This is a genomic window from Oceanisphaera avium (genome assembly GCF_002157875.1).
Taxonomy (GTDB): Bacteria; Pseudomonadota; Gammaproteobacteria; order Enterobacterales; family Aeromonadaceae; genus Oceanimonas; species Oceanimonas avium.
The window spans coordinates 2,078,207-2,102,477 of the sequence record NZ_CP021376.1; the positions used below are offsets into that span (position 1 = coordinate 2,078,207).

Genomic DNA, 24,271 nt, shown 5'->3' on the forward strand with positions numbered 1-24,271 from the left:
ACTGGGCACCGAGAAGACGGAACTATGTGTGAAATGCGTTGGGCCATACCAACAGTAAGAAGAAGGAAAGAACAAGATTGGCTATCGCAAGGGAAGAGTTTTGACTAAGCAAGAGAACATTGTCCGTTATTGGCATGCCATTGAGTTACTGCAGCCGCAATCCGCCCCCAAGTTGAAGAAGCGCAGCAGCCCCTACGGTGCGTTCATTCACGACACACCTATTGGGCAAACTATCCCGCCATGGTCGGCAGCCAGTATTGTTTCAAGGCAGCATTTGCCCAAGCGGCGCGTCTGGAGCCACACGCTCTTTGCCCATATCTATGACAGTCGGCGTGTTGCTGAACAGCTCAAGGAGGTTTATGGCGCTGACCAGGGCTATCGAGAACCGCAGTATCGAGAATCAGCACTTTTCGCTGCGAAATTCACCATGGCGGGCCAGTTGGTCGATGACAGTTTCGTTCTATCCAGTGAGGCATGGTTTCTGGGGCGTGTGTTGGCGGGGCAGGATTGGACCTGTGGTTTCGAGGATGATCAAAGGGCTATCGGCGATAAGGCAAAGGTGCTGTTCGAGGGGCAGGTATCCGGCGACGCGCTGCGTGAGCTGACCCGCTGGATTCTCCAATACCTCGGCCTAGCGGGTTTCTTTGGCGACACTGATGGCCAGGTATTTCGTTTCCGCTCTCAGCCCGTCAATCCCAATAAGCCTGAATCGGAAGACGACCCGCTCAATAGCTTCCTGCTCGACGATCTTGCTGCCGTCGCCAACAGCATCGGTAACGACCGGAAAAGCGAACCGCTGGATCACTATCTACGCCAACACGATACTCGTCATCGTCTGCATGTAGACGATGACGGCGCATCGCTGTCGCTGATCGATCGCCTGATGCCCGACGCCTATGCTATGAGCTGCTGGCCTTCGGAGCGGCATTTGGGACTGGTACATTCCCAACAACTAGCCGTCAATACGATCCTAGCCACACTTGGCAATGCCCAAGGGCTGTTAGGTATCAACGGCCCCCCTGGCACAGGCAAAACGACACTGCTGCGCGACTTGATTGCCGCCATTGTGACCGGCCGGGCAGATGCGCTCTCCAAGCTACGCCGCGCCTCCGATGGGTTCGTCAGTAACGGGCGCGAAGCGGCCAACGACGGCGGCAAGCAACAGGCTTGCTTCAAACTCAATCCAGCACTGTATGGTTTCGAGATCGTCGTGGCGTCGTCCAATAATGGCGCTGTGGAAAACGTCACGCTCGAATTACCCCAGCGCGACAAGATCGACGAGAGCTGGCTGCCCGAGGCGGAGTATTTTGCCGAGCTGGGCGAACTGGTGAGTGGGAAACCTGCGTGGGGATTGATTTCAGGTGCGTTGGGCAGCAAGGCGAGGCGAACCAAGTTCGTGGAGCGCTACTTCTATGGTCAGCGCCCGTTCGGCAGCGACAACAAGGCGGACTCAGAAGCCGAAGATGAAGCTGAGTTAGACGATGAATTTGGCGACACTTTGAACGTCATGTTTTCTACGCCCTCCACGGAGGAAGAAAATCCTGGTACAAACGAAGACCACGCAGGCGCACCGGCAGAACAGGAAGATGGACCGAAAGGCTTTCTCGGATGGCTCAATGCATGCGCAGAGGTCAACAAGGCACGCTCTCCGGAACAACGCCAAGATTTGTGGCAGCAAGCCATCGCCGAGTACGAGGCCGCCAAAACAGAGGTGCGCAAGGCGCATGCCGCTACCAATCGCATCCGCGAGCTGATCCAAGCCCGCTGCAAGACAATAAAGCAGGTCGAGGATCAATCTGAAGCGCTACGCGCTCTCGAAAAGAAGCTAGAAGATGCGGTCAATCAACTCTATCGCCTGGATGCCGAAGAGAGCCGCCCTGCCAGCCTGACGCTCAAGCACTGCTTGGATGCACTTGAAGAACATCAAGCGCGCAAGCCGGGATTTTGGGCAAAAATTTTCAGTTTATGGGGTGTGCAGCGAGACTGGGATGCCAAGCGGAAACGGCTCGAAGGCCAGCACGACTTGGCAAAAGCCGACTTCAGCCGGATAGTACGCCTCACCAAGCAGTTGGATGCCTCGCGGGAGAGTCTAGAAAAGCAGACCGCCAATACTCGACGTGAGCTTCAGTGCTTGCGTGATCAATTCCAAGCGCACACTCAAGATGCTATCAACGTGGCAAGGGACGGCCAAGCCGATCACCTGCTTGCCTGGCTACAAAATGGCGCTATCGGTCGCGGCGATGCCATCGAACTAGCCGAGCCTTGGTGTATTGATGGCTGGCGCCAAGCTCGCGCTCGTGTCTTCATTCAGGCACTCAAACTTCATCGTGTGTTCTTTGAGTTGGAAGCATCCCGAATGCGCTCCAATCTGTTCCTCATCAATGGAATGTTGACAGGCACCCGCTACCAAGGCTTTTCGCGTGACGCCATTCGTTCGGCCTGGGCGTCGCTGTTCATGGTCGTGCCGGTATTAAGTAGCACCTTCGCATCGTTTGCGCGCTCATTCGGCTCGTTGGGGGCCGGCGAGATTGGTTGGCTGCTGGTGGACGAGGCAGGCCAGGCCGCACCCCAGGCAGCGGTCGGCGCATTATGGCGCTCCCGGCGTGCATTGATGGTGGGCGATCCTCTGCAACTCAAGCCGATCGTCACCGTCTCCGACGCCGTGCTCGAACACATGCGCACGCGCTACCAGGTCGATACCCATTGGCTCCCCAATCGACAATCCGCACAGACGCTCGCCGATGAAGCCACCAGTTGGGGACGCATGGCGGGACCTACTGACGGCAAGACCTGGGTAGGTTTGCCTCTGGTCGTGCACCGCCGCTGCGACAAACCTATGCACGCTCTGGCTAACCGCATTGCCTATGACGGAGCAATGGTGTATGGAACGCTTGCACCGCGGCATGATAAAGAAACGCCAGCCAGTCTCCCGACAGGATGGATTCAAGCCAGCGGGAAGTCACAAGGCAACTGGGTACCTGCTGATGGCAAAGCTCTTCAGGAACTGCTTGCACTACTGTATCAGGATGGCGTGGAGGCTAAAGATATTTCGGTCATCACGCCCTTTAAAGCCGTCCAAGAAAATCTCAAGCGCATGCTCCGTGACAAGATGGTGTCTGGCACGATCCATACCATGCAGGGTAAGGAAGCATCCATCGTCATCATGGTGCTGGGTGGCAATACTGAGGGCTCAGGAGCCCGTAACTGGGCGGTCTCGGAGCCGAATCTCTTGAACGTGGCGGCAACACGAGCCAAACGGCGCTTCTACGTGATTGGTGATAGAGACGATTGGAAGCACAGAGCGTTGTTCTGTGACGTCATGGACTTGCTGCCATTGCAGACCATTCCTGTGCGAGAACAGGAAAAAGTGCTATTCACTCGATAGCTGCCCATTGGACTTGATAACGCCCGGTTATGGCTCTTTTTGCGCCGAGGATGAATAGGACTAGTTTGACCAGGCCGTACAGTCGGTGCCCTATACTATGAAAACTAGTTAAGATAATTTTTTAAATTCGTTTAAGAAAGAGTAGAACCAAATATGTCTTACATTTCTAATCCGAACAGAATAAAAAGTGCCCCTGTTCCTAGCTATCTTTCGTCTCAACCTGAGCTACAGCTAGAATGATAATTTAATACTCAGCTGTGGCCAGACTCAGATAGGATGTCCACTGCTAGTGTGAACCTATATCTTTTTCCTACAAATATCCCCAAAAACTTTCACATGTGAAAGTTCTAACAGCGTTATCTAATCACCGCAAGCGCTCAAGCTGCCCAAATTAGTACATTACAGGCCTTAGGATCTCGATAGCAGTAGCAGATACTGGATGAACCAACGGTTATTACAAAGTTCACCCTGTGGCTTACTTGATCAAATCAGACGATGTACATATAGGTGGTGAAATCATCACCGAAACAGACCCTATAGAGTTTCTGAATGGCCGAAATCTAGGGTCATTGCCTACTATTTATGACCAAAACTGGGGATATGTCGCACCAGTAAACCACTGGTTCATTCATCTTAAAGCGAACAAACGGCTTGAAAATCTAAGTTCCTACGCAAGAGCGCTTTTGCATTATTGGAATTTCCTAGAATCAGAAAAGTTAACCTGGGACGTTCTCCCCTTAGCAAAAGGTTTAAAGCCGACATATCGATATAGAAATGACAAACTTCTCAAGAGTGTTAAAGCTGGTGAGCTCGCATACTCAACTGCCAACACGTATATGACACATGTCGTCCAGTTTTATTTATGGGCAGCACATGAACGTTATTACCACATCAACGAGAAACACAAACCCTTCGAAATCGAATTTGTAAGAATACAGAGAAGCGACATGCTGGCTCATATGATGCCTAAATTTCTGGTTCAAACTACAGACTTGCGCATCAGAACGCCGAGGGATGCAACCAGTAAGAATATTCGGGGGCTAAAGCCCTTAACTCAAATTGCACTCACTCATTTAGCTCTACATTTACGTAATGTGCCTTGCGAATTTAGGCTGATCTGTTTGCTCGCAGCTCAATCCGGCTTACGTATTCAAGAAGCGTCAGGATTGACTTTGGCCGCACTAGAACAATCGGTTCAACGCTCAGGTTCTATAACTCATTTCGAGCTAACAATAGGACCAAGTAATGGTGTACCTACAAAATACAATAAAACTCGAACTATTGAGATAACAAGCCGCCTTTTATCAGATTTGAAAACTTATGCCATTAGTGAGCGACGAATGTGCCGACTTGACAAACTTCTTAGCAGAATTGAGTTACACAAAGGCATCAATGACATAAAAAAATCCCACTCTGTTCATGTCTCAAAGGAAAAACTCGACGCCCTGACCACAGCCCAGCGATTGTAGTGGCATAGTGAATTTGGCCACCTAATTAGAGGTGCTATCATGCATCAAGAAGCTACTAGGTGACACTATGACAACAAGACCAAAACGTAATTTTACTCCTGAATTCCGACTCGAAGCGGCACAGTTAGTGATCGACCAGAACTATACGGTTCGTCAGGCGGCTGAGGCGATGAGTGTCGGCTATTCAACGATGGATACATGGGCTCGCCAGCTGCGCAAAGAGCGCAACGGTGAGACATCAAAAGCCACACCCATGACGCCCGATCAACTCAGAATTCGTGAACTGGAAAAGCGTATTCGTGAAATTGAGATGGAGAAAGACATCCTAAAAAAGGCTACCGCTCTCTTGATGTCCGACTCCCTGAACAGTTCTCGCTAATTGAGAAACTCAAGACGAGCTATCCAGTCAGCAAACTATGCCAAGTGTTTGGTGTCCATCGCAGCAGCTTTAAATATTGGCAACAACGTTCACAAAAGCCAGTATGCGCCAAACATATTGAAGAAATAGCGAAGGTTAAAGAACTGTTTCGGGAAAGCGGAAAGTCGGCAGGCGCACGAAGTATTGCCCAAATGGCCACGACCCAAGCTGTTCCCTTAAGCCGCTATCGCGCAGGTCGTCTGATGAAAAAGCTCGGGTTGGTGAGTTGTCAGATCCGGGAGCACAGATATAAGAAAGCGAGCAATGAACATGTTGAAACCCCTAATGAGCTAGCTCGGCAGTTTAATGTTGAAGTTCCTAATGGTGTCTGGTGCGGTGACGTGACTTATATCTGGTCGGGCAATCGCTGGGCTTATTTAGCCGTGGTGCTGGACCTATTTGCTCGTAAACCTATTGGCTGGGCGATATCGCTCTCGCCGGATAGCAAGCTGACCAGTAGCGCATTGAAAATGGCTTATGAAAGTCGGGGGCGGCCTAAAGGTGTGATGTTTCATAGTGATCAGGGCTGTCATTACACAAGCCGACAGTTTCGGCAGACGTTGTGGCAGTGCCAAATAAAACCGAGCATGAGTCGACGTGGAAACTGCTGGGACAATGCTCCCATGGAGCGTTTCTTTAGAAGCTTAAAAGTTGAATGGGTGCCGACTTATGGCTATCAGTCATTATCTGAAGCACAGCATCACATCGTGAAATATTTAATCGGTTATTACAGTCAATTGAGACCCCATCAGCACAATGGTGGTATCAGTCCAAATCAGGCTGAAGTAGATTACTGGATTAACTATAAATCGGTGGCCACTTTTACTTGACCACTACATATCGGTGCTGATGCAGGTTTCCAAATTGATAGCTGTACGGTCGATGGCCTACACCAGTTGAAACAAATTGTTGAATCAGGCGGAGGAAAGCTCCACCTTCATGTTGACCTATCTGACGGCTCACATCACGGTTTTAGGCTTTGACGCTTGCACTTTCACATGTGAAAATTACCAAGGGTGAGCCAAACCATTTTCAAAATTAGCTAATTTTGCTAACAGTGCGACAAGAGGCTAAGAAGTACAGATGAAAGAGCATAAATTTCTGGCAATTCGCCAGGCTCTGGTTCGAGCTCCCCGCAACCATTGTATGGCTGAGGCGCATCTGCAAATGATTAAATACGCTGACGATCTTAAAAATATTACAGCGAAAGAGTTTTGCGAAGAGGTTTAAATCCTATACTAATTCCAAGGTGAGGAACAGTTTGAGCTTAAATAATGCGCATGAAGGATATGATTACCAAGATCTGATATCTAGCTATTTCATACTAGAAGAGATACTCAACGGCAATCGAGAAAGCATATTCTCTATAGACAAGAAGCATACGAAAGGTGATACCCCGGATAGATTCGATGACTTAGTAATAACTAACGGGGATAAAATACAACGTAAGCAAATAAAATATAGTAATGAACAGACATCTGTCAGGCTAACCAAAGATTACCTTTCTGCCGATAGCCACTATAAGATAGCGTTACATAAGCTATATGAATCATGGAAAGCTCTTAACACTACTCATTCTGAATTTAGGTTATGTTTAGCTTGGGATGAGCCTGCTGAAGAAAACCTTCTAAAGGTATTAAACCTTCAGCCTTCAAATCTATCGTCGTTCGACTCATTTTCAACTAAAGTCTTTAAAATTGACATAAACAAACTTTGGGAAATTGAACCTGAGAATTTCAACCGTTGGGATAGCCTAAAACAATATGTAAAAGAAAATAATATTGATAGAGATGAGTTCCAAACCTTCTGTGAATGCCTCTTAATTGAAGTTAGCCTTCCAAAAGCCAGTTTACAATTTAACTCCCCTAATGAACTAGAAGAAATTTTAATCTCGCAAGCCGCGCGACTAGGGGTTGGGCAATATCCAAACGATGATGTTAACATCATTGATTTTTTAGTAAGACTTGTTAAACAGGTTGGAAATTATAGAACGAGTTCTGCTGTTGTAACAACTTCAGATGTATTAAAAGATCTACGCATTAAAACTGATTTTGGAGAACTTCAGCAAAAGTTTGAAATCGATCAGAGTAAAAACGTTAAGTCAGATTGTAAATATAGTTCATTCTATAATTTTGCTGTGAGTAGCAAGAAAGTAATATTGTCAGGTGAGCCAGGATCTGGTAAGTCATGGTTTCTAACCAATTTAATAGATTATTTAGAACGTAATAAAACAACTGTTCTTCGCCATTATTGCTTCACAAGTACTGAAGATGAATTTATAGAGAAAAGAGTCAGTTCTAACACATTTTTTGGAAATATAATAAGTGGTATAGAAAAAGCATTTCCAATGCTCACTAAAGTAAAAAATCAGATTTTTGCGGCTAACCTAGATGAATTAAACCTGCTTCTGCAAAATATAGAAGAGCCGCTAGTAATAATAGTTGATGGCTTAGACCATATTAATAGGGTTTTAAGTTCATCTATTAGCTTATCTAAAGAAAAAACCCAAATCCTAGAAAATATATCTCAGATAAACACTCCTGATAACGTAACAATAATATTAGGTTCTCAGCCAGTTGATGAGTTAAATTTCCTTAAAAATGATTTCAGTTATAGAGAACACCAATTGCCAGCCTGGAATATTCAGGATACTAAAGAGTTGGTAATAAAACATGGAATAACACAAGTAGATTGCAATGATGAAGATCTCATCACGTTAATTCATGAAAAGAGTGAGGGCAATCCACTTTATTTAACTTATATATTGTTAACACTAGAAAATAGCAAAGTAGTAAGTAATGATCTCATACATTCCCTCCCCCTTATGATTTCAATCTAAAGAGATACTACGAATACTTAACAAATAAAATTGAAAATAACACAACAGCGGAGATCTTATCTTGCCTCGACTTTTCTGTAACCAGAAAAGAGCTTCAAGAGATAATTCCGGTGAAGCACCATTTCAATTCTAGTATGAAAGTACTGTCTCCTGTCATTTCTGAAAATACAGCTAGAGGTGGAATAAGGCTTTACCATGATAGTTTCAGGCGATTTAACATGGAAAAGTTGGCTGATATCGAAGCTCTAGATACCATGAATGAATTCATTATAAACTGGCTAAATCGTGACTGCTTTTTTGAAAGTGACAAATCTTACCGTTATTTATTTAGTTACCTAATGCGGACAAAGAAGTATGAGGATATTAGTAGCTATGCATCAAACAAGTTCCTACCAAATAGCTTGTATTATGCTCACCCAGAAGCATTGATTCGAAGAAACTACGAAAGCTTTCTAAGCGTCGCTAAAAAAACACAAAACTGGTCTCTATTCATTTATGCCAGTGAACTGAATAGGGCTATTAATACAACTAGTTCAGAAGAGCATCACAGTCAGTTTTTAGATAATTTTGAACTATATTTTGAGGCTATTTGTTTGATCTATGGAGTAGAAAAAGCAAATGCACTTTTATATTTTAATGGCGAAAAGAACCATAGCGATTCTGTTACAGCGCAAGCATTTAGAATATTAGAAAAGCAGGGCTATTCTCCCAAATGGGAGGATGTAAATGGGCTATTTTTAGGGAAAGTAAAGCAAGATGACTTCAAATACTACATTAGCTTTTTAAACCAAAAGAATGATGATTTTCTAGCGTTTCTAAAAAAAGTCATATATCACGAAGATAAAACCTATCTTAGAATTTTTTTAGATGAGATATTCAGACTAAAAGGCAGTGACTTTTTAATTTATCTACATAGCAAACTTACCGACATTGAAAAAGAGTCAACGGGACTTATCATCAATAACCTTTTCGAAAGAGAGAGTTGTTCTGCAAGAATACCAATAAGGGTAGAGACTAATGTGACTCTGGAGCTCTTATCTTTACCACTCATCAGCGAAAATGTAGATAACGACGAACTAGATAGGTTTTGTAGCCAATTAGAATTGTATTCAGATAACGATTTAAATAGTTTGATCTGCTTCGAAAAAACCATTACTTCTGATTTCATCGTTCACAGTTGGATAAAGTTTTTTATACGGAATCTTATCATAGGCAAGACCTGCAATGGCTCCTCATTAGAAGAAGGCATAATTCAAAGCTTCGCGTTATTAGCAGATGACATGATTAACTTTCCTAGAGCTAGGTATTCTAGTTTTCTCTTTGATAACCGAGGCTTGATTGATAGAAGCTTTGAGCAAGCATTGGTGCATATCAACTCACAATTGGCATGGAAGACGATATTTGATATCAGAAGAAAAATTGTATTTCCTATTCTCCCAACGATAGAGAATCGATTCCTCAATGAAAATAATATCAACTTCGTAATAAAGGCTTATGATAGCTTCGATGAAGAAGACTGTGATTACTATGAACACTCACAGCATTCATTCAAAAAAGCAATTTACTATGCAAAAGTAGGAGATATAGAAAAAGCCAAGTTAGAGTTGAAAAAAGCGATTCACTTAACGACTAGTTACACTTCTCGAAAAGACAGAAATTTAGCTGAAGTAATTGAGCCACTCCCTTCGATAAACAACATAAATCCTAGTTTTGCTAAAGAATACACTAAAAAGCTTAAATACCTCACTGATGCGGTGATGAAACATACTGAAGATGGCAAAGATACCAGATGGTTAACTATAGAATGGTTTGAAGTATTCATAAAAATTGATTTCGAACAAGCTACGAAATATTTAATCAATCAAATGTTGACCAATGGATATTTTTGGAAATTAGATTTTATGTTTGTGGATCTATTGCAACATAGCGATAACGTCGAGCCCAGTATTTTAAATTTTCTCTATAAATTATCTCCAACAAACATTAAAGATACATATCTCAATGATTTTCTGGAGGTAATTGAGCGTTTAGAAAAGAACGACGATAAGTTAGCCAAGGCATCTATGGTTAATCTATCCGCAAGAGACTGGAATGATTCTTATGACACATTGAGTCAAAAAACTGTTCACAAATACAATAATATTGCTCACAAATTAGGACTTAACTTACATTTAGAGGAAAGTAAAGAAAAAAGCACTGGAGTTCACCGCTCATTTGGCAATGAAAAGTTATCCATAAAACTGACTACGAAGTTATGTAAAGAAGATAGCTTAAGGAGCAAATTGACACCGGACCTTGTCGATTATTTAGTTTCTCAAGAAGTCTTGGGGAACGACAATCTCAATTACTTATATTTCTTCTTTAAAGAGGAAAACAATACAGAATTGGCAAATGAAATACTTCTGCCACTTATCCGAAAAAGATTCCCAAGAGGACAAGAATATTTTACAAATCTGCGGATGTTGATTCAAGGAATCACCATCTCAGATAGAGATAAAGTTTTTCTATTGGTCAACAATTTCGTCTACTCAAAAGACGGGTGGTTTTCTAGTTTTGTCGACAGGGAATCATTACTCCAAGCTGTTATGATTGATAGAGATATTACGCAAAACTGTTTAGCATCAGCTCTATATACTTTTTCCAAAAACATGGATTATTCATCTAAGACAACGGCTAACCTAATTATTGCGTTCGAATACGTGGGTTTTGATGAACAGACTATTTTATCAATGTATGAAACAGGTTTTGATTTCATCAAAAGTAGACTACCAGACGAAAATGAATTTGAATGGGAAAGTTTAAATTACATTGAAATATCTGAAATGAATGATGATGAAAGAGCAATTACATTACTCCTTAGTAAAGCAAACAACCTAGATTCATTAGTTCAACGAGAGATTATTTGTGCGCTAAGTTACTTGGTGAAGAATTACACTAACCTTTTAATTAAACCTCTTAATTGGTTTTTCAATAACTTTCATCTGTTCCATCACTCAACTATCGCTTCAATCCTTGAGCTTATATCGATTGAAATCGAGCAGCTTAAACCATTATTGCTAGAGATAAAGCCATCTATTGGAAAACTCATAGGGGTGCAAAATTTGTACATACATAATGTAGTCGAGAGTATTTTTTGCGAGCTAAGTAATGAATAGCAACATCATAAACTTAATCAACAACTCCAAATTCATCAGATATTTAGGGGACTTAGGAATTGATAAGAATGACGTAAATAAAGCAATAATGCAGGATTTTAATAAAGATGAATTTGATAACTTTGTTAATAGTTCCTGCGGTATGCTTTCTCCGAACACCTATATCTATGATTTAGTTTTTAAGCATGTAAATGAATTTTTATATCAACACTATAGGGAATCGGTCATTTCTGAAGGTGACGGAAAAATAGATGTTAAAACAATGATTGCAACATCTAACTCTCTAATTAGTAGACCCAACTTAGTAAAACCGATTGATAAATCAACTGGATTTAGGGCTCCTGATGAATTAGACGACTTTGTTGTCATTGCTAGATTTGAGCGCCAATTTGAAGTTAAGGATTATGGCCGCAACACTAAAGGCAATCACACAATAGTATGTGAAGGTTGTCTACCTATGAAAATTAAAATGAACCCCCTGAAAATTTTTCCGCATACTCAAGATATTTGGAAAGATGAATACTGTTACGGAACCCCTGCTATCCAAGGGTTTTGTATTAATGACAATAGTTTAGAGGCTGCGCAAGTTATTTGGATGAATGGTGAACTGCTGAGTATGTTAGGCCTGATTCTAGATTGTTATGATAACGGACTTAGAGCCCTAAATGAAAATGGTGAAGCAGTTTTGATATATCGATGCTGGAGAGAAAGTTTAATCGGAAAAGGGGCTTCCTTTGTTGGCTTAGACTCCAATATTTCAAGGCTAGAAGGTTGTGATTTAATATTAAGAAAAGACTTTTATGGAAAGTTAAAGACCTTTATTCCAAATATTGCTTTCTATACACAAATAATCTAGCTAAATGCTCTTCATTAGTAAATTATCTTATTAAGCCGTTCAGGACCAACCCAAAAGCAAATAGTAAGATTTATCAAGTTACAGTCGAAAAATTCGTCAAAATATTTGAGGGCATAGTTCAACTAGACTTACGACAAAATGGATGAAAACTCTGGAAAGTGGTATACTCAGGATTACTTTTTTAGGAAAAGCAGTGGTGTTCGCCAGCTTTTCTGGAAAAGACTACCAAGCCGCGTTAAATAGACTTTTCCAGATTTATTTCAGAACTCAGTTGTGTAAGTAAGCCAGGACTATGTAGTGGCATAGTGAATTTGGCCACCTAATTAGAGGTGCTATCATGCACCAAGAAGCTACTAGGTGACACTATGACAACAAGACCAAAACGTAATTTTACTCCTGAATTCCGACTCGAAGCGGCACAGTTAGTGATCGACCAGAACTATACGGTTCGTCAGGCGGCTGAGGCGATGAGTGTCGGCTATTCAACGATGGATACATGGGCTCGCCAGCTGCGCAAAGAGCGCAACGGTGAGACATCAAAAGCCACACCCATGACGCCCGATCAACTCAGAATTCGTGAACTGGAAAAGCGTATTCGTGAAATTGAGATGGAGAAAGACATCCTAAAAAAGGCTACCGCTCTCTTGATGTCCGACTCCCTGAACAGTTCTCGCTAATTGAGAAACTCAAGACGAGCTATCCAGTCAGCAAACTATGCCAAGTGTTTGGTGTCCATCGCAGCAGCTTTAAATATTGGCAACAACGTTCACAAAAGCCAGTATGCGCCAAACATATTGAAGAAATAGCGAAGGTTAAAGAACTGTTTCGGGAAAGCGGAAAGTCGGCAGGCGCACGAAGTATTGCCCAAATGGCCACGACCCAAGCTGTTCCCTTAAGCCGCTATCGCGCAGGTCGTCTGATGAAAAAGCTCGGGTTGGTGAGTTGTCAGATCCGGGAGCACAGATATAAGAAAGCGAGCAATGAACATGTTGAAACCCCTAATGAGCTAGCTCGGCAGTTTAATGTTGAAGTTCCTAATGGTGTCTGGTGCGGTGACGTGACTTATATCTGGTCGGGCAATCGCTGGGCTTATTTAGCCGTGGTGCTGGACCTATTTGCTCGTAAACCTATTGGCTGGGCGATATCGCTCTCGCCGGATAGCAAGCTGACCAGTAGCGCATTGAAAATGGCTTATGAAAGTCGGGGGCGGCCTAAAGGTGTGATGTTTCATAGTGATCAGGGCTGTCATTACACAAGCCGACAGTTTCGGCAGACGTTGTGGCAGTGCCAAATAAAACCGAGCATGAGTCGACGTGGAAACTGCTGGGACAATGCTCCCATGGAGCGTTTCTTTAGAAGCTTAAAAGTTGAATGGGTGCCGACTTATGGCTATCAGTCATTATCTGAAGCACAGCATCACATCGTGAAATATTTAATCGGTTATTACAGTCAATTGAGACCCCATCAGCACAATGGTGGTATCAGTCCAAATCAGGCTGAAGTAGATTACTGGATTAACTATAAATCGGTGGCCACTTTTACTTGACCACTACATCTAGCTAAATGCTCTTCATTAGTAAATTATCTTATTAAGCCGTTCAGGACCAACCCAAAAGCAAATAGTAAGATTTATCAAGTTACAGTCGAAAAATTCGTCAAAATATTTGAGGGCATAGTTCAACTAGACTTACGACAAAATGGATGAAAACTCTGGAAAGTGGTATACTCAGGATTACTTTTTTAGGAAAAGCAGTGGTGTTCGCCAGCTTTTCTGGAAAAGACTACCAAGCCGCGTTAAATAGACTTTTCCAGATTTATTTCAGAACTCAGTTGTGTAAGTAAGCCAGGACTATGCGTTAATGACTATTAACATCGAGCACCAATAAATAAGGCCGAGCATTGCTTGGCCTTATTGTTACTCACGGTTAGCGAATGACTTTCCACTCACCGGCTTGGTTTTTCTTAAAACTAAATTCTTGCATATTAGTGTTAGACACACCCATTACGGTCACGGTGGACTCTACCGTACAGTTATAAATATCGTTGCCCGCGGCTTCACAACCTTGAGGCGAGATATTATCAATTTTAGGCATCATGCTCTCGGCCATCTCTTCAAACTTAGGACCGGCTAAACCCGAGATCCCAGACACTTGCTTAAGGTCTTGTTGAATTTGGGCTTCTAGCGCTTGGCGCACTTGTGCATCGGAGGGCGCACCATTACAAGCAGTCAGTAGTGTCGCTAACGCCAAGAGGGCGCCTAATTTTGCTACCTTAGAGGGGATGGTCATTATTATTCCTTTGAACATGATTAAGCGTCATAAACAGCCATAGTAAACGGCCTCGAGCATAAGCACTTCATCTGCGCCATTCAACTGCTATTAGCCAAGGCACAGCGCTTAACTTAATTACTCCATCTGGCGGCGGCATTTTAAGTAGCCGCTGTAGAAAGTTGGCGCTTTAGCGCCATTTTTGTTATTCATCGCGTATTCTCAGGCACAATAGTGCTATGACTGCAAACCATGGATTGCTTGTGACTGACTCTGCTGTTGACCCTAATTCACGCCTACACACCCTCTGGCTCTGCGAAGCGGTGCGCCTGCGCGAAGAGCACACCGGCCTATTAGAAGATAATGAGGCCTGTCGCAAGGCGCGGGCCATAAAAGGTTCGCTTGCCGAACGCTTGCAAGTGCGCGGCTTATTTTTAGCGAAGCGCGATGGTTTAACAACGGCACTGCAGCACTGGCTACAAGGGGCTAAATTGGCCTTCTGGCTCTTAATGGTTAGCGCCATTATCTCGGGTGTAGTACTCGCTAACACCGCCCTGAGCGGCAATGCAGAAGCCATTAATATCTTTTGGGCATTATCGGGCTTAATTGGTTTAAACCTGCTGAGCCTCTTAGCCTGGTGCGGTAGTTTATTGTTCACTAAACAAACCAGCTCGCCCCTTAGCCATGCTTGGCTGTGGCTCAGTAATAAATTAGCTCGTGATGCTAAGACGGTACAGTTAGCACCCGCACTATTAGTGTTATTACAACGCCATAAGCTGCTGCGCTGGAGTTTAGGACGCATCTTAAATGGCTGGTGGCTGCTCACCTTAACCACCGCCCTACTGAGCTTAATTGCCCTGCTCGCCACTCGCCGCTACGGCTTTGTGTGGGAGTCCACCATAGTGGCCAGTGATAGCTTTATTTTTTTGGTGAATACCTTAGGCCAGCCCGGCGCTTGGCTCGGTTTTGGTTTGCCAAATCAAGAGCTCATCCAAAATAGCGGCCTGCAAGCTTTAACCGATGAGCAAGCACGGCAAGTGTGGGCCAGCTGGTTATTGGGTATGTTATTCATTTATGGCGTACTGCCACGGTTAGTATGCAGCTTATTATGCGAATGGCGCTGGCGCACTGGCATTAAGCAGCTTGAATTTAGTGCCGAGGATCCGGTGTGGCAGCCCTTACATGAGCGAGTACAACCTAGCAGCGAGCGCTTAGGGGTGATAGATAAAGCGCCAACAACGCTGCCTAGTAGCCAAGCCGGCGCATACAGCTCGGGCCATAATGCCGTGCTAGTGGGGATTGAATTAGCAGACAGCATCAGCTGGCCACCGTCGCAGTTAGCCACCACAGTAAGCGTAGGCAAGACACAAATTCTCGATGCAGGCGTTATTGATAGCCGCGAGCAACGCCGCCATATTTTAGAGCAACTGACGACTCAGCCGCCGGCTCGGTTATTAATTGTTTGTAATCCACAGCGTTCGCCAGATCGCGGCACCTTACATTTAATTGCCGAGCTCTCACGTACTGCCGTTGCCACTCAAGTATGGTTATTAGATGTGGCCGCTCCTGATGAGCGACTCAGTGTGTGGCAAGAAAAGTTAGATGAACTCAAGCTAGCTCATAGCCGCACTGCCCCTTGGGACTGGCTCCAAGGGGAGCAAGATAAAGAATATGAGGACCCTGGTCATGACTGAGCATACTCCCCCTTAACTTTGGCAGTGGTGGGCCACACCAATGTGGGTAAAACCTCATTACTGCGCACCCTTACTCGCGACGTGGGCTTTGGCGCTATCTCGCATAAGCCCAGTACCACCCAGCATGTGGAAGGCGCGCGGCTTTCAGTGGATGGCGAAGCATTAATTGAATTGTATGACACACCTGGCTTTGAAGATGCGGTGGCACTTTATGAATACATAGAGCAATTACCTGCCAGTGGTGAGCGCTTGGATGGCCCAGAGCAAGTCAGCCGCTTTTTACAAACCAGTGAGGCAGCTCAGCGTTTTGAGCAAGAAGCTAAAGTGCTACGCCAGCTCCTAAAATCCGATGCCGGTTTTTATGTCATCGATGCCAGAGAGCCCGTACTGGCTAAATACCGTGATGAGCTGGCGATTTTAGCCATGTGTGGCAAACCGCTCTTGCCGGTGCTGAACTTTGTCAATGCGCCCGAGCAGCGTGAAGCAGACTGGCGAGAAGTATTAGCGCGCCTAGGTCTGCATGCCATAGTGCGCTTTGATAGCGTGGCGCCGCCTGCTGATGGTGAGCAGCGTTTATATGAAAACTTAAGCCTAGTACTAGATAGCCAGCGCTCTCGATTACAGCGCTTAGTGGATTATAACCTTGCCCAAGTAACCGTGCGCCGCCAAGCGGGTTTGCGCTTAATTGCCGAACTATTAGTAGAGGTGAGTGCCACTCGGCGCAGCGTAGCGCCTCAGCAGTTAGACGCCTCAATTCAAGAGCTACACGACGATGTGCGAAAACGTGAACAACAGTGTGTAGAAGCGCTACTTAAGCTATATGCCTTTCGCAAAGAGGATGCCGAGGCTCAAGACTTACCACTAGCAGAAGGTCGCTGGGGCGAAGACTTATTTAATCCCGCCACCATGAAACAGCTTGGCGTAAAACTTGGCGGCGGCATGGCCGCGGGTGCAGCCACCGGTGCCGGTATCGACTTACTTACCGGCGGGCTAAGTTTAGGGGCGGCCACCATGCTCGGCGCTGCCGTGGGCGGATTTACACAAACCTTTCGCAGCTACGGCGAGCGCATTAAAGGCAAATGGCGCGGCGAACGCGAGCTTACCGTCAACGACGCTACGCTGCGTTTACTCGCTATTCGCCAGCAACGTTTATTACATGCCCTAGAGCTTCGTGGTCATGCCGCCCAAGAACGTATTCAAATGGACAATCCTCAAGAGCAACACTGGCGCCAAGGTGAGCTGGCTGAGCCTTTAATTACCGCTCGCGCTTACCCTGAGTGGTCAGGCTTAAATGGTCGCAAACCTAAGGCAGATTATGAGCGTAGCCAAGCCATAGCTCGCTTAGCAGCCAGTTTAGGCAAATAGCGCTGCTGGTATAGCTAACGATAACGTCGTTAATTACTTTCGCGAACTAACAATAATTATTTAAATAACATTAAAGCACCCTTAACTCTGCTTTAATGTAAGTAACTGAATAGCTTCACCTATTGGCGTGACAATTTAGGCCGGTGAGCCTATTAGGAAATTTTATATGGACTTAAACGACCAGCAAGCGCTCAATCAGCTGTTTGATAATTAATTAAGAAGCTATGCTAGGGGCGAGCAACAAGACTTAGCACTCTTTAGTGAGAACTTCGCGGGCTTTGTCGATGATGAGCATGGGCTGATCACCGATATCAGCCATTGGTTAAGTGCCAGCCGTCACGCGTTCGCTAAGCAGTCATCTTCACTGCGCATTGAGTTAACTGAGCGCATGAGTCAGTCGCTTTCTGCTAGGGTAGCCACTATTTTTGCTGCACTTATTATTCACCGGCCCGAACCTAGCGCTACTAATGCGCCAGAGTTAGCTCATTTAGTATTAGTTTTTCATAAAGAAGCTAAAGGCTGGAAAATTGCCAACGCCAGTATGTCCGTGCTGTCTCGCTTTAGACTGCCTAATCAACTGCTAGAAACTCAGCTGGCTCAGCGTACTCAACAACTCTTTAGTGCTAACCAACAACTCAAAATAAGTCAGGAGCAGTTGGCGCAAGCGATTGCAGATCATAAACGCATTACCGATACGTTGCGCAAAAGTGAGCAGCATTTTCGCACTATGACCGAGCGCTCGGTCGATGCGGTGTGGAAGCTAGATGATAAATATCATTTCACTTATATCAGTCCTTCCGATGAAAAGCACCGTGGTTACCCAGCGAAAGAAGTATTGGGACAACATGTGTTTGAGCTACTCGATGAGCAAGGCGTCAATGCTGTAGTAGCGGCTAAAATAGAAAGAGAAGAAGCAGAGCGTAGAGGCGAGTTATTAACCGATAGATCCTTTGAAGCTAAGCTAAAATGTAAAGACGGCAGCTGGATATGGGGAGAAATTATTTATACTCCCGAACTTGATGCCCAAGGCAAGGTGATTGGTTTTTACGGTACTTCTCGTGAAATCACCGAGCGCAAACAGATGCAAGAACAAATTCACCAACTGGCGTTCTACGGTCCTCTGACTCAACTACCAAATCGCCACTTACTAAATGAGCGTATAAACCAAGCGCTGGCGCTAAGTAAGAGAAAAAACTGTTATGGCGCGCTTATGTTCGTAGACTTAGATAACTTTAAGCCTATTAATGACTCTCATGGTCACCTCGCTGGGGATTTGCTACTGGTGACGGTAGGTGAAAGACTAAAAGCAGGCATACGCGAAATAGATACCGTCGCCCGCTTTGGCGGGGATGAATTTATTGTGGTCATTAATGAGCTAAGTAGTGAGGCCAACACCGCTCGCCAACACGCCTACCAAGTGGCAGAAAAGCTACGGCTGAGCCTCGCTAAGCGCTACCAATTAAACGTTAATTACCAAGACCAAACGCATAAGTATGTTGAGTACTGTTGCACGGCGAGCATAGGCGTGGTGCTATTTCTTGGCGAGCACGCCAGTATGGACGATCTTTTAAAACAGGCTGACCAAGCGATGTATCAGGCAAAAGAAGCGGGTCGCAACACTATTCGCTTTTATAACGCTTAACACCCTCGCTATCTTAAATGACGTTTTGGCTAAGCACCTTCACTCGCAATTGGAGAAAGTATGACTTATTCACCGACGGTGATACTGAGCACTGTGTTGCTGCTCAGTGCCCCCTTAGCAATGGCTGCCGAGCAGTCTGTTACCCCTGCACAGATGATTAGCGCCTTTGAAAGTGTCTTTGGTGCGCATAAAGGTGAGCGACGTAATCATACTAAAGGCAGTTGTGCCACGGGTGAGTTTGTGGGCTTAGCCGCGGCTAAACCTTATACTCGCGCTGCGCTTTTTTCTGGAGAAAAAATACCGGTTATTGCCCGTTTTTCCTTAGGCGGCGGCACCCCTAATGCGCCCGATACCGCTAAGTCTGCGCGTAGCATGTCGTTACAATTCCACTTACCTGAAAATAAATTGCATCATATGGCGATGCTAAACATTCCTATGTCTGGCGCCGCGACCCCACAAACTTTTTTTGATGAGCTAGTCGCCAAAACGCCTAATGCCACTACGGGTCAGCCTGATCCTAAAAAGATAAAGGCATTTAAAGCGACTCATCCCGATAGCCAGCCATTAGCTGACTACCTTACCACTTACCTGCCTCCGTCCAGCTTTGCTAACAGTCGCTATTTTGGCGTACACACCTTTAAATTTATTAATAATGAGGACGAGACCTCCTTAGTACGCTGGCGCTTTGAGCCACAAGATGGCGTACAAGACTTGACTGAAGCAGAGCTTAAGCAGTTACCTGATAATTTTCTTGAACAAAGATTAATTGCGCGCCTTGAACAAGGTCCAGTGCGCTGGGACATGATATTAAGCTTAGGGAAAGACGGCGATCCCGAGACTAACTCCACCTTGCTTTGGCCAAGCGATCGTGAAGAAGTGACAGTCGGCACACTCACGCTTAACGCCGCTACGTCACAAGAAGAGGGGGCCTGTGAAAAAATTAACTTCGATCCCTTAGTTATGGTAGATGGTATCGCGCCCACCGACGATCCTGTGCTGTTATTTCGCTCGCCCGCTTATGCCGTCTCCTTTGGTAAACGACTTAGTGGTCAGTAATAAACATCATCGATGACGCCTTTATTATTGAGCTCAATAGCAGGCTACAGACTGTTAACTGGGCGCAGCGCTTGCACAAAACGGTAACTTAACTATCGCTATCCCCTCTCAATTGGATACAGATCAAAGAGTAGGCGACTTTTTATAACAAAGCAGGCACTTAAAATAAGAAACGGGTAAGCTGATTATCTCTTATCCGTATCGCATTTTTAATGCGGTTCCTCATCACAGGGTAGAACGCCTATGCATGGCTTATTGTTATTGCTTCACTTATTAGGCGCCACCATCTGGACCGGCGGCCATCTCATTTTGTGTTTAACGGTGTTACCTAAGGTGCTAAAAGAGCGCTCGGTGCAGCGCTTGTTAGATTTTGAGTCGGCGTTTGAAAAAGTGGGGATGCCAGCCATTGCCTTACAAGTGATTACCGGCTTAATGCTGGCTTATCGCTTAGTGCCGGATGTGGGACAGTGGTTTAATATGGCCAACCCATTAGCACACGGCATTGCAGCAAAATTATTGCTACTAACGTTAACTGTGGCATTTGCTCTGCATGCCAGATTTAGAGTCATCCCGCATTTAAGTGAGAAATCACTCACCTTAATGGCTTGGCACATTATACCAGTGACGATATTGTCAATATTATTTGTAGTAGTAGGCGCTTCGTTTCGTACCGGTTGGCTTTATTAAGTCACCTAAGTTAATCCGTGAGCGGTGAATGTCTCTTAACAGAGCTATCACTCGAACATTAACCGCTCCTGCCCTTTACCGCTCAACCCGCCAAGATGGCTTAATAGCCACATAGAGTTATCAATAATTTAGCGCTACTCTAAAAGGCAAAGTAGTAGCTAATGACACGGCGCCCATATTGGTAGGCCGGTGAATTGTTAAAAGGACATAACGATGAAGACTCTGATAACTTTTACGTCGAAAGCGAAATTTTTACCGCTGGCCGCCTTAAGTTTATTATTGCCAACACTAGCATTGGCCGGTGGCAAAGCCACTCTGGTCACCACAGACCAGCCGATGCAAATGGAAGGTCAAGCAAGGGGTCCCTCTACCATGACCCTCACTTGGCGCGATGCGAAGACCCTGCGCATGGACGTCAGTGAGGCTGGTGGTGGCACCTATCTTATTATGCGCGATGGCAAAACTTATTCCGTAAGCCAAAATAATGGTCAGCCCATAGTCATGGATATGTCCGCCATGGGCGGTTTAGTAAAAAGCATGCTGCCTAAAGGCGGTGACCGCGACCACCCCTTTGGCAGCATAGATTCCATTAAAGACACTAACACTAAAGAAACCGTGGCCGGTATTGAAGGTAAGGTGTATCAAATGCAATGGACGGATCCTGATGGCAGCAAGCAAGCTGGCGAAGCCGTGCTAACCGATGATCCGGTGGTGGTAGAAATGACTCATGCCTATCTTGGCGCCATGAGTGCCATGGTGGGTGATGAATATACTCGTGTTTATCAAGATGCCATGCCTAAGGATAATAAGGGCTTATTAAAAGTAGGCGAGCAGTTTTATGTGGAGTCTATTAGCTCAGCAGAGCCGCCAGCGTCCAGTTTTGAGCTGCCCGCCGAACCCATGGATATGCGCAACTTAATGGAGCAGATGGGCAAAATGGCACAATAAAATTGAGTCAATAAGTGCATATATTGGGATTTAGTTAGCAACAGATACCAAGGTAAGCCCAGTCTCACTGTATTTTAAAACTGATAGAGTTGATTTAAGTGGTCATTAATATTTTTTCATAAAAAGGCCGAGCAGATGCTCGGCCTTTTATTTTTACCTTATGCTGAGCGCTTAAAGCTTACAGCGCCACTAAAAGCAGCACGCTGTTAGTGGTGATGACCACCTTCACCATGGGCGTGGCCATGCTCAAGCTCTTCTTCGGTGGCGGCGCGTACGCTCACCACTTCTAGATCGAAAATCAGCGTTAAACCAGCTAATGGATGGTTCATGTCAACATCGGCCATAAACTTACCCACTTTAGCTACCGTCACTTGGCGCTCCCCTTGTTCGGTATGCACGGTAGCCATCATGCCAGCGGACCACTTTTTTGCACCTTGTAGATGCTTAACGGGCACGCGCTGGATCATGTCTTCTTTGCGCTCGCCGTAAGCTTCTTCTGGGCTTAAGGTAATGCTAAAGCTTTCGCCTTCTTCTTTACCTGTTAGCGCATTTTCTATGCCTTCTAACATGCCATTGTGGCCATGCAAATAAGCCAGGGGCGCATTATTCACGTTGGTGTCTAGCACTTGGCTGTCTTCATCTTTTAGGGTGTACTTAAACTGTACCACTGTATCGTTGGCAACTTGCATCGAGGCGCTCTTCGGTTAGATAAAAAATTTAGAGAGAAAGAATAGCAGATGCCACTGTGAGGTTCACGACTTGAACACCACATATGCAGCTACTACCCTGAACAAGGGTGGCTTTTCGCCTTTGGTTTTAAAGTGTAAACACTACAAGGTTAGGTCGTGTGTTATAGCGCCACACCCTAAATAAATGGAATTAAGTCCATGATCAATCAATATTTTCGAGAAAGAGGTTATGCAGCAAACACTAAAATATTTATTCTTGCGATAAAAAATGCCGGCAATTTTCGGGTAGTACCTCCAGTTTAGGGGATATTATATATTGTGAGGAAAGGAAAAAAGCCAGCATATCTTCATTAATTTAAAGGTCTAATCAATGCTAAATACCATTCAAGCACAAGATAAGAGTGATAAAAGTAAATGGCCTTTAGCACTGTCTATAGTGTTGCTTCTCGCCCTGTTAGGGGCTTATTTTTTTATTCCTGAGGTAAAGGCGTTTTTTAATGAGGCGTGGTCAGTCTTAACCAGTGATGATGAAAGTCGTATTAAATCTTGGGTAGACGGCTTTGGCTGGTTTGGTCCTGCGTTATTAGTGCTGGCAATGATTGCGCAAATGTTTCTGTTAGTGGTACCAACGATTCTGCTTATGATTGTGTCAATTCTTGCCTATGGGCCAGAAGGGGGAAGTATCATCATCTTGGTTGCGGTTTTTGCAGCCTCCTCGGTGGGATACATGATAGGCAGCTCGGTTAGTCACTCCCTTCTGGCGCGTATTATTGGCAAAGGTGCAGAAAATAAAATTATGGAATTTTTAGACAAATATGGTTTTTGGGCCATCATTGTTACTCGGATCAACCCTTTTTTGTCCAATGATGCCATCAGTTTTGTCGCTGGGCTGTTAAGAATGAGCTACTGGAAGTTTATAGCCGCTTCCTTAGTGGGCATTGCTCCACTCACGGTTTACCTTGCTGCTATGGGGCAAAGCACTGCAAGCTTGAAAACGGGCTTGCTTTGGGGCTCGCTAGTGAGTCTGGTGATTTTTGGTCTCTACGTATGGCAAGATAAAAAATAAACTACGGGTATCTGCCGATAATCTTAACATGTTCCTGCACTTTTAATCGCTAACAGCAAGCTATGAAGACGGCTAAACGCGCACACTGAGATCTGTCAAATTGAGCACTTTCTGCCTTTGAGATACACTGGTTGTCACAATAGACGGTTAAAAAGCTGGTTCGCATGACAAAATCTCAAGACAACGTCCGCATTATTAAGAAGTATCCCAATCGTCGTTTATACGACAGCCATACCAGTAGTCATGTCACTTTGGTGGATATTCGCCGTTTAGTGCAAGAGCAAGAGCCCTTTCAAGTGGTTGATGCTAAAAGCGGGGAAGACATTACCCGCAGTATTTTACTGCAAATTATTCAAGAAGCAGAAAGCGATGGTAACCCCATCTTCTCCAGCACTATGCTAAAAAACATCATCTGTTTTTATGGCCCTTTTCAAGGCGTACTGGGCAGTTATTTAGATGAAAGCATTCAATCAGTTATTGATATTCAAGCTCAAGCGGGCTCGCAATCTACTCAAGCTTGGACTGAGTTTATGCAAGGGCAAGCGCCTATTATGCAAGACATGATGCGTCAATATGTAGAGCAGTCTCGCGACTTATATATGAATACTCAAAATATGTTTGGTTTGTTTGGCGGCTTTAGCCATAGCAAAACCTCTTCCGATAAACCGTCTGATGAGATAAAGAGCGCAGCACAAAAAAAAGGCGATAAGGACTAAACCTTATCGCCTAAAGAGT

Annotated in this window: 18 protein-coding genes; 16 read left to right on the top strand and 2 right to left on the bottom strand. The window is 44.8% G+C overall.

Going from position 1 to position 24,271, the window contains the following annotated elements; translation table 11 throughout:
- The first annotated feature begins 100 nt into the window (after window positions 1–100).
- The 8 genes from CBP12_RS09630 (at window position 101) to CBP12_RS09655 (ending at window position 13,668) form a co-directional block, all read left to right on the top strand.
- On the top strand, window positions 101–3,385 hold the full coding sequence (locus CBP12_RS09630) for a DEAD/DEAH box helicase (protein ID WP_086964239.1): 3,285 nt from the start codon (window positions 101–103) through the stop codon (window positions 3,383–3,385).
- Window positions 3,386–3,855: 470 nt separating this feature from the next.
- The gene (locus tag CBP12_RS09635) at window positions 3,856–4,854 is read left to right on the top strand and encodes a hypothetical protein (protein WP_198341783.1); all 999 of its coding nucleotides are present in this window, start codon (window positions 3,856–3,858) and stop codon (window positions 4,852–4,854) included.
- A gap of 67 nt (window positions 4,855–4,921) precedes the next feature.
- Window positions 4,922–6,102 (top strand): IS3 family transposase gene (locus CBP12_RS09640; RefSeq protein WP_157420055.1). Its coding sequence is split into 2 segments (ribosomal slippage): window positions 4,922–5,189 and window positions 5,189–6,102, totalling 1,182 coding nucleotides; the frame shifts between segments, so codons are not numbered across the junction.
- A gap of 253 nt (window positions 6,103–6,355) precedes the next feature.
- A complete protein-coding gene (locus CBP12_RS13580) occupies window positions 6,356–6,502 on the top strand; it encodes an HTH-like domain-containing protein (protein ID WP_002020314.1) in 147 nt (48 codons plus the stop codon).
- Between the two features lie 31 nt (window positions 6,503–6,533).
- Window positions 6,534–8,111 (top strand): ATP-binding protein, encoded by a 1,578-nt coding sequence (locus CBP12_RS13585; RefSeq protein WP_232455050.1) that lies wholly within the window; start codon window positions 6,534–6,536, stop codon window positions 8,109–8,111.
- Window positions 8,112–8,329: 218 nt separating this feature from the next.
- A complete protein-coding gene (locus tag CBP12_RS13590; RefSeq protein ID WP_198341784.1) occupies window positions 8,330–11,266 on the top strand; it encodes a hypothetical protein in 2,937 nt (978 codons plus the stop codon).
- Window positions 11,259–12,122, top strand: a complete 864-nt coding sequence (locus tag CBP12_RS09650; RefSeq protein WP_086964240.1) for a hypothetical protein — start codon at window positions 11,259–11,261, stop codon at window positions 12,120–12,122. Before CBP12_RS13590 ends, CBP12_RS09650 begins: the two co-directional genes overlap by 8 nt.
- A gap of 365 nt (window positions 12,123–12,487) precedes the next feature.
- A protein-coding gene (locus CBP12_RS09655) for an IS3 family transposase (RefSeq protein ID WP_157420055.1) occupies window positions 12,488–13,668 on the top strand; the annotation gives its coding sequence in 2 pieces (ribosomal slippage) (window positions 12,488–12,755 and window positions 12,755–13,668; 1,182 coding nt in all).
- 379 nt (window positions 13,669–14,047) lie between these two features.
- Here the strand turns inward: CBP12_RS09655 and CBP12_RS09660 are convergent.
- The gene (locus CBP12_RS09660) at window positions 14,048–14,410 is read right to left on the bottom strand and encodes a hypothetical protein (protein ID WP_086964241.1); all 363 of its coding nucleotides are present in this window, start codon (window positions 14,408–14,410) and stop codon (window positions 14,048–14,050) included.
- A gap of 242 nt (window positions 14,411–14,652) precedes the next feature.
- Here CBP12_RS09660 and CBP12_RS09665 point away from each other — a divergent pair, with 242 nt between their 5' ends.
- From CBP12_RS09665 to CBP12_RS09690, 6 genes are all read left to right on the top strand, one after another.
- A complete protein-coding gene (locus CBP12_RS09665; RefSeq protein ID WP_198341785.1) occupies window positions 14,653–16,083 on the top strand; it encodes a DUF2868 domain-containing protein in 1,431 nt (476 codons plus the stop codon).
- Between the two features lie 27 nt (window positions 16,084–16,110).
- Entirely contained in the window at window positions 16,111–17,448 is a 1,338-nt protein-coding gene (locus CBP12_RS09670) for a GTPase/DUF3482 domain-containing protein (protein WP_198341786.1), read from the top strand.
- Window positions 17,449–17,758: 310 nt separating this feature from the next.
- The gene (locus CBP12_RS09675) at window positions 17,759–19,090 is read left to right on the top strand and encodes a diguanylate cyclase (protein WP_232455200.1); all 1,332 of its coding nucleotides are present in this window, start codon (window positions 17,759–17,761) and stop codon (window positions 19,088–19,090) included.
- Window positions 19,091–19,150: 60 nt separating this feature from the next.
- Window positions 19,151–20,146, top strand: a complete 996-nt coding sequence (locus CBP12_RS09680) for a catalase family peroxidase (protein WP_086964245.1) — start codon at window positions 19,151–19,153, stop codon at window positions 20,144–20,146.
- A 243-nt stretch (window positions 20,147–20,389) separates the two neighbouring features.
- Window positions 20,390–20,833: a CopD family protein gene (locus tag CBP12_RS09685; protein WP_086964246.1), complete on the top strand. Its 444-nt coding sequence runs from the start codon at window positions 20,390–20,392 to the stop codon at window positions 20,831–20,833.
- Window positions 20,834–21,046: 213 nt separating this feature from the next.
- Window positions 21,047–21,781, top strand: a complete 735-nt coding sequence (locus CBP12_RS09690; RefSeq protein WP_086964247.1) for a hypothetical protein — start codon at window positions 21,047–21,049, stop codon at window positions 21,779–21,781.
- A gap of 206 nt (window positions 21,782–21,987) precedes the next feature.
- Here CBP12_RS09690 and CBP12_RS09695 read toward each other — a convergent pair whose 3' ends face one another.
- Entirely contained in the window at window positions 21,988–22,470 is a 483-nt protein-coding gene (locus tag CBP12_RS09695; protein WP_086964248.1) for an FKBP-type peptidyl-prolyl cis-trans isomerase, read from the bottom strand.
- A 370-nt stretch (window positions 22,471–22,840) separates the two neighbouring features.
- Here CBP12_RS09695 and CBP12_RS09700 point away from each other — a divergent pair, with 370 nt between their 5' ends.
- Both CBP12_RS09700 and phaR read left to right on the top strand, forming a co-directional pair.
- On the top strand, window positions 22,841–23,536 hold the full coding sequence (locus CBP12_RS09700) for a TVP38/TMEM64 family protein (protein WP_086964249.1): 696 nt from the start codon (window positions 22,841–22,843) through the stop codon (window positions 23,534–23,536).
- Window positions 23,537–23,700: 164 nt separating this feature from the next.
- Window positions 23,701–24,252, top strand: coding sequence for a polyhydroxyalkanoate synthesis repressor PhaR (phaR, locus tag CBP12_RS09705; protein WP_086964250.1), 552 nt, complete (start codon window positions 23,701–23,703; stop codon window positions 24,250–24,252).
- Window positions 24,253–24,271: the final 19 nt, after the last annotated feature.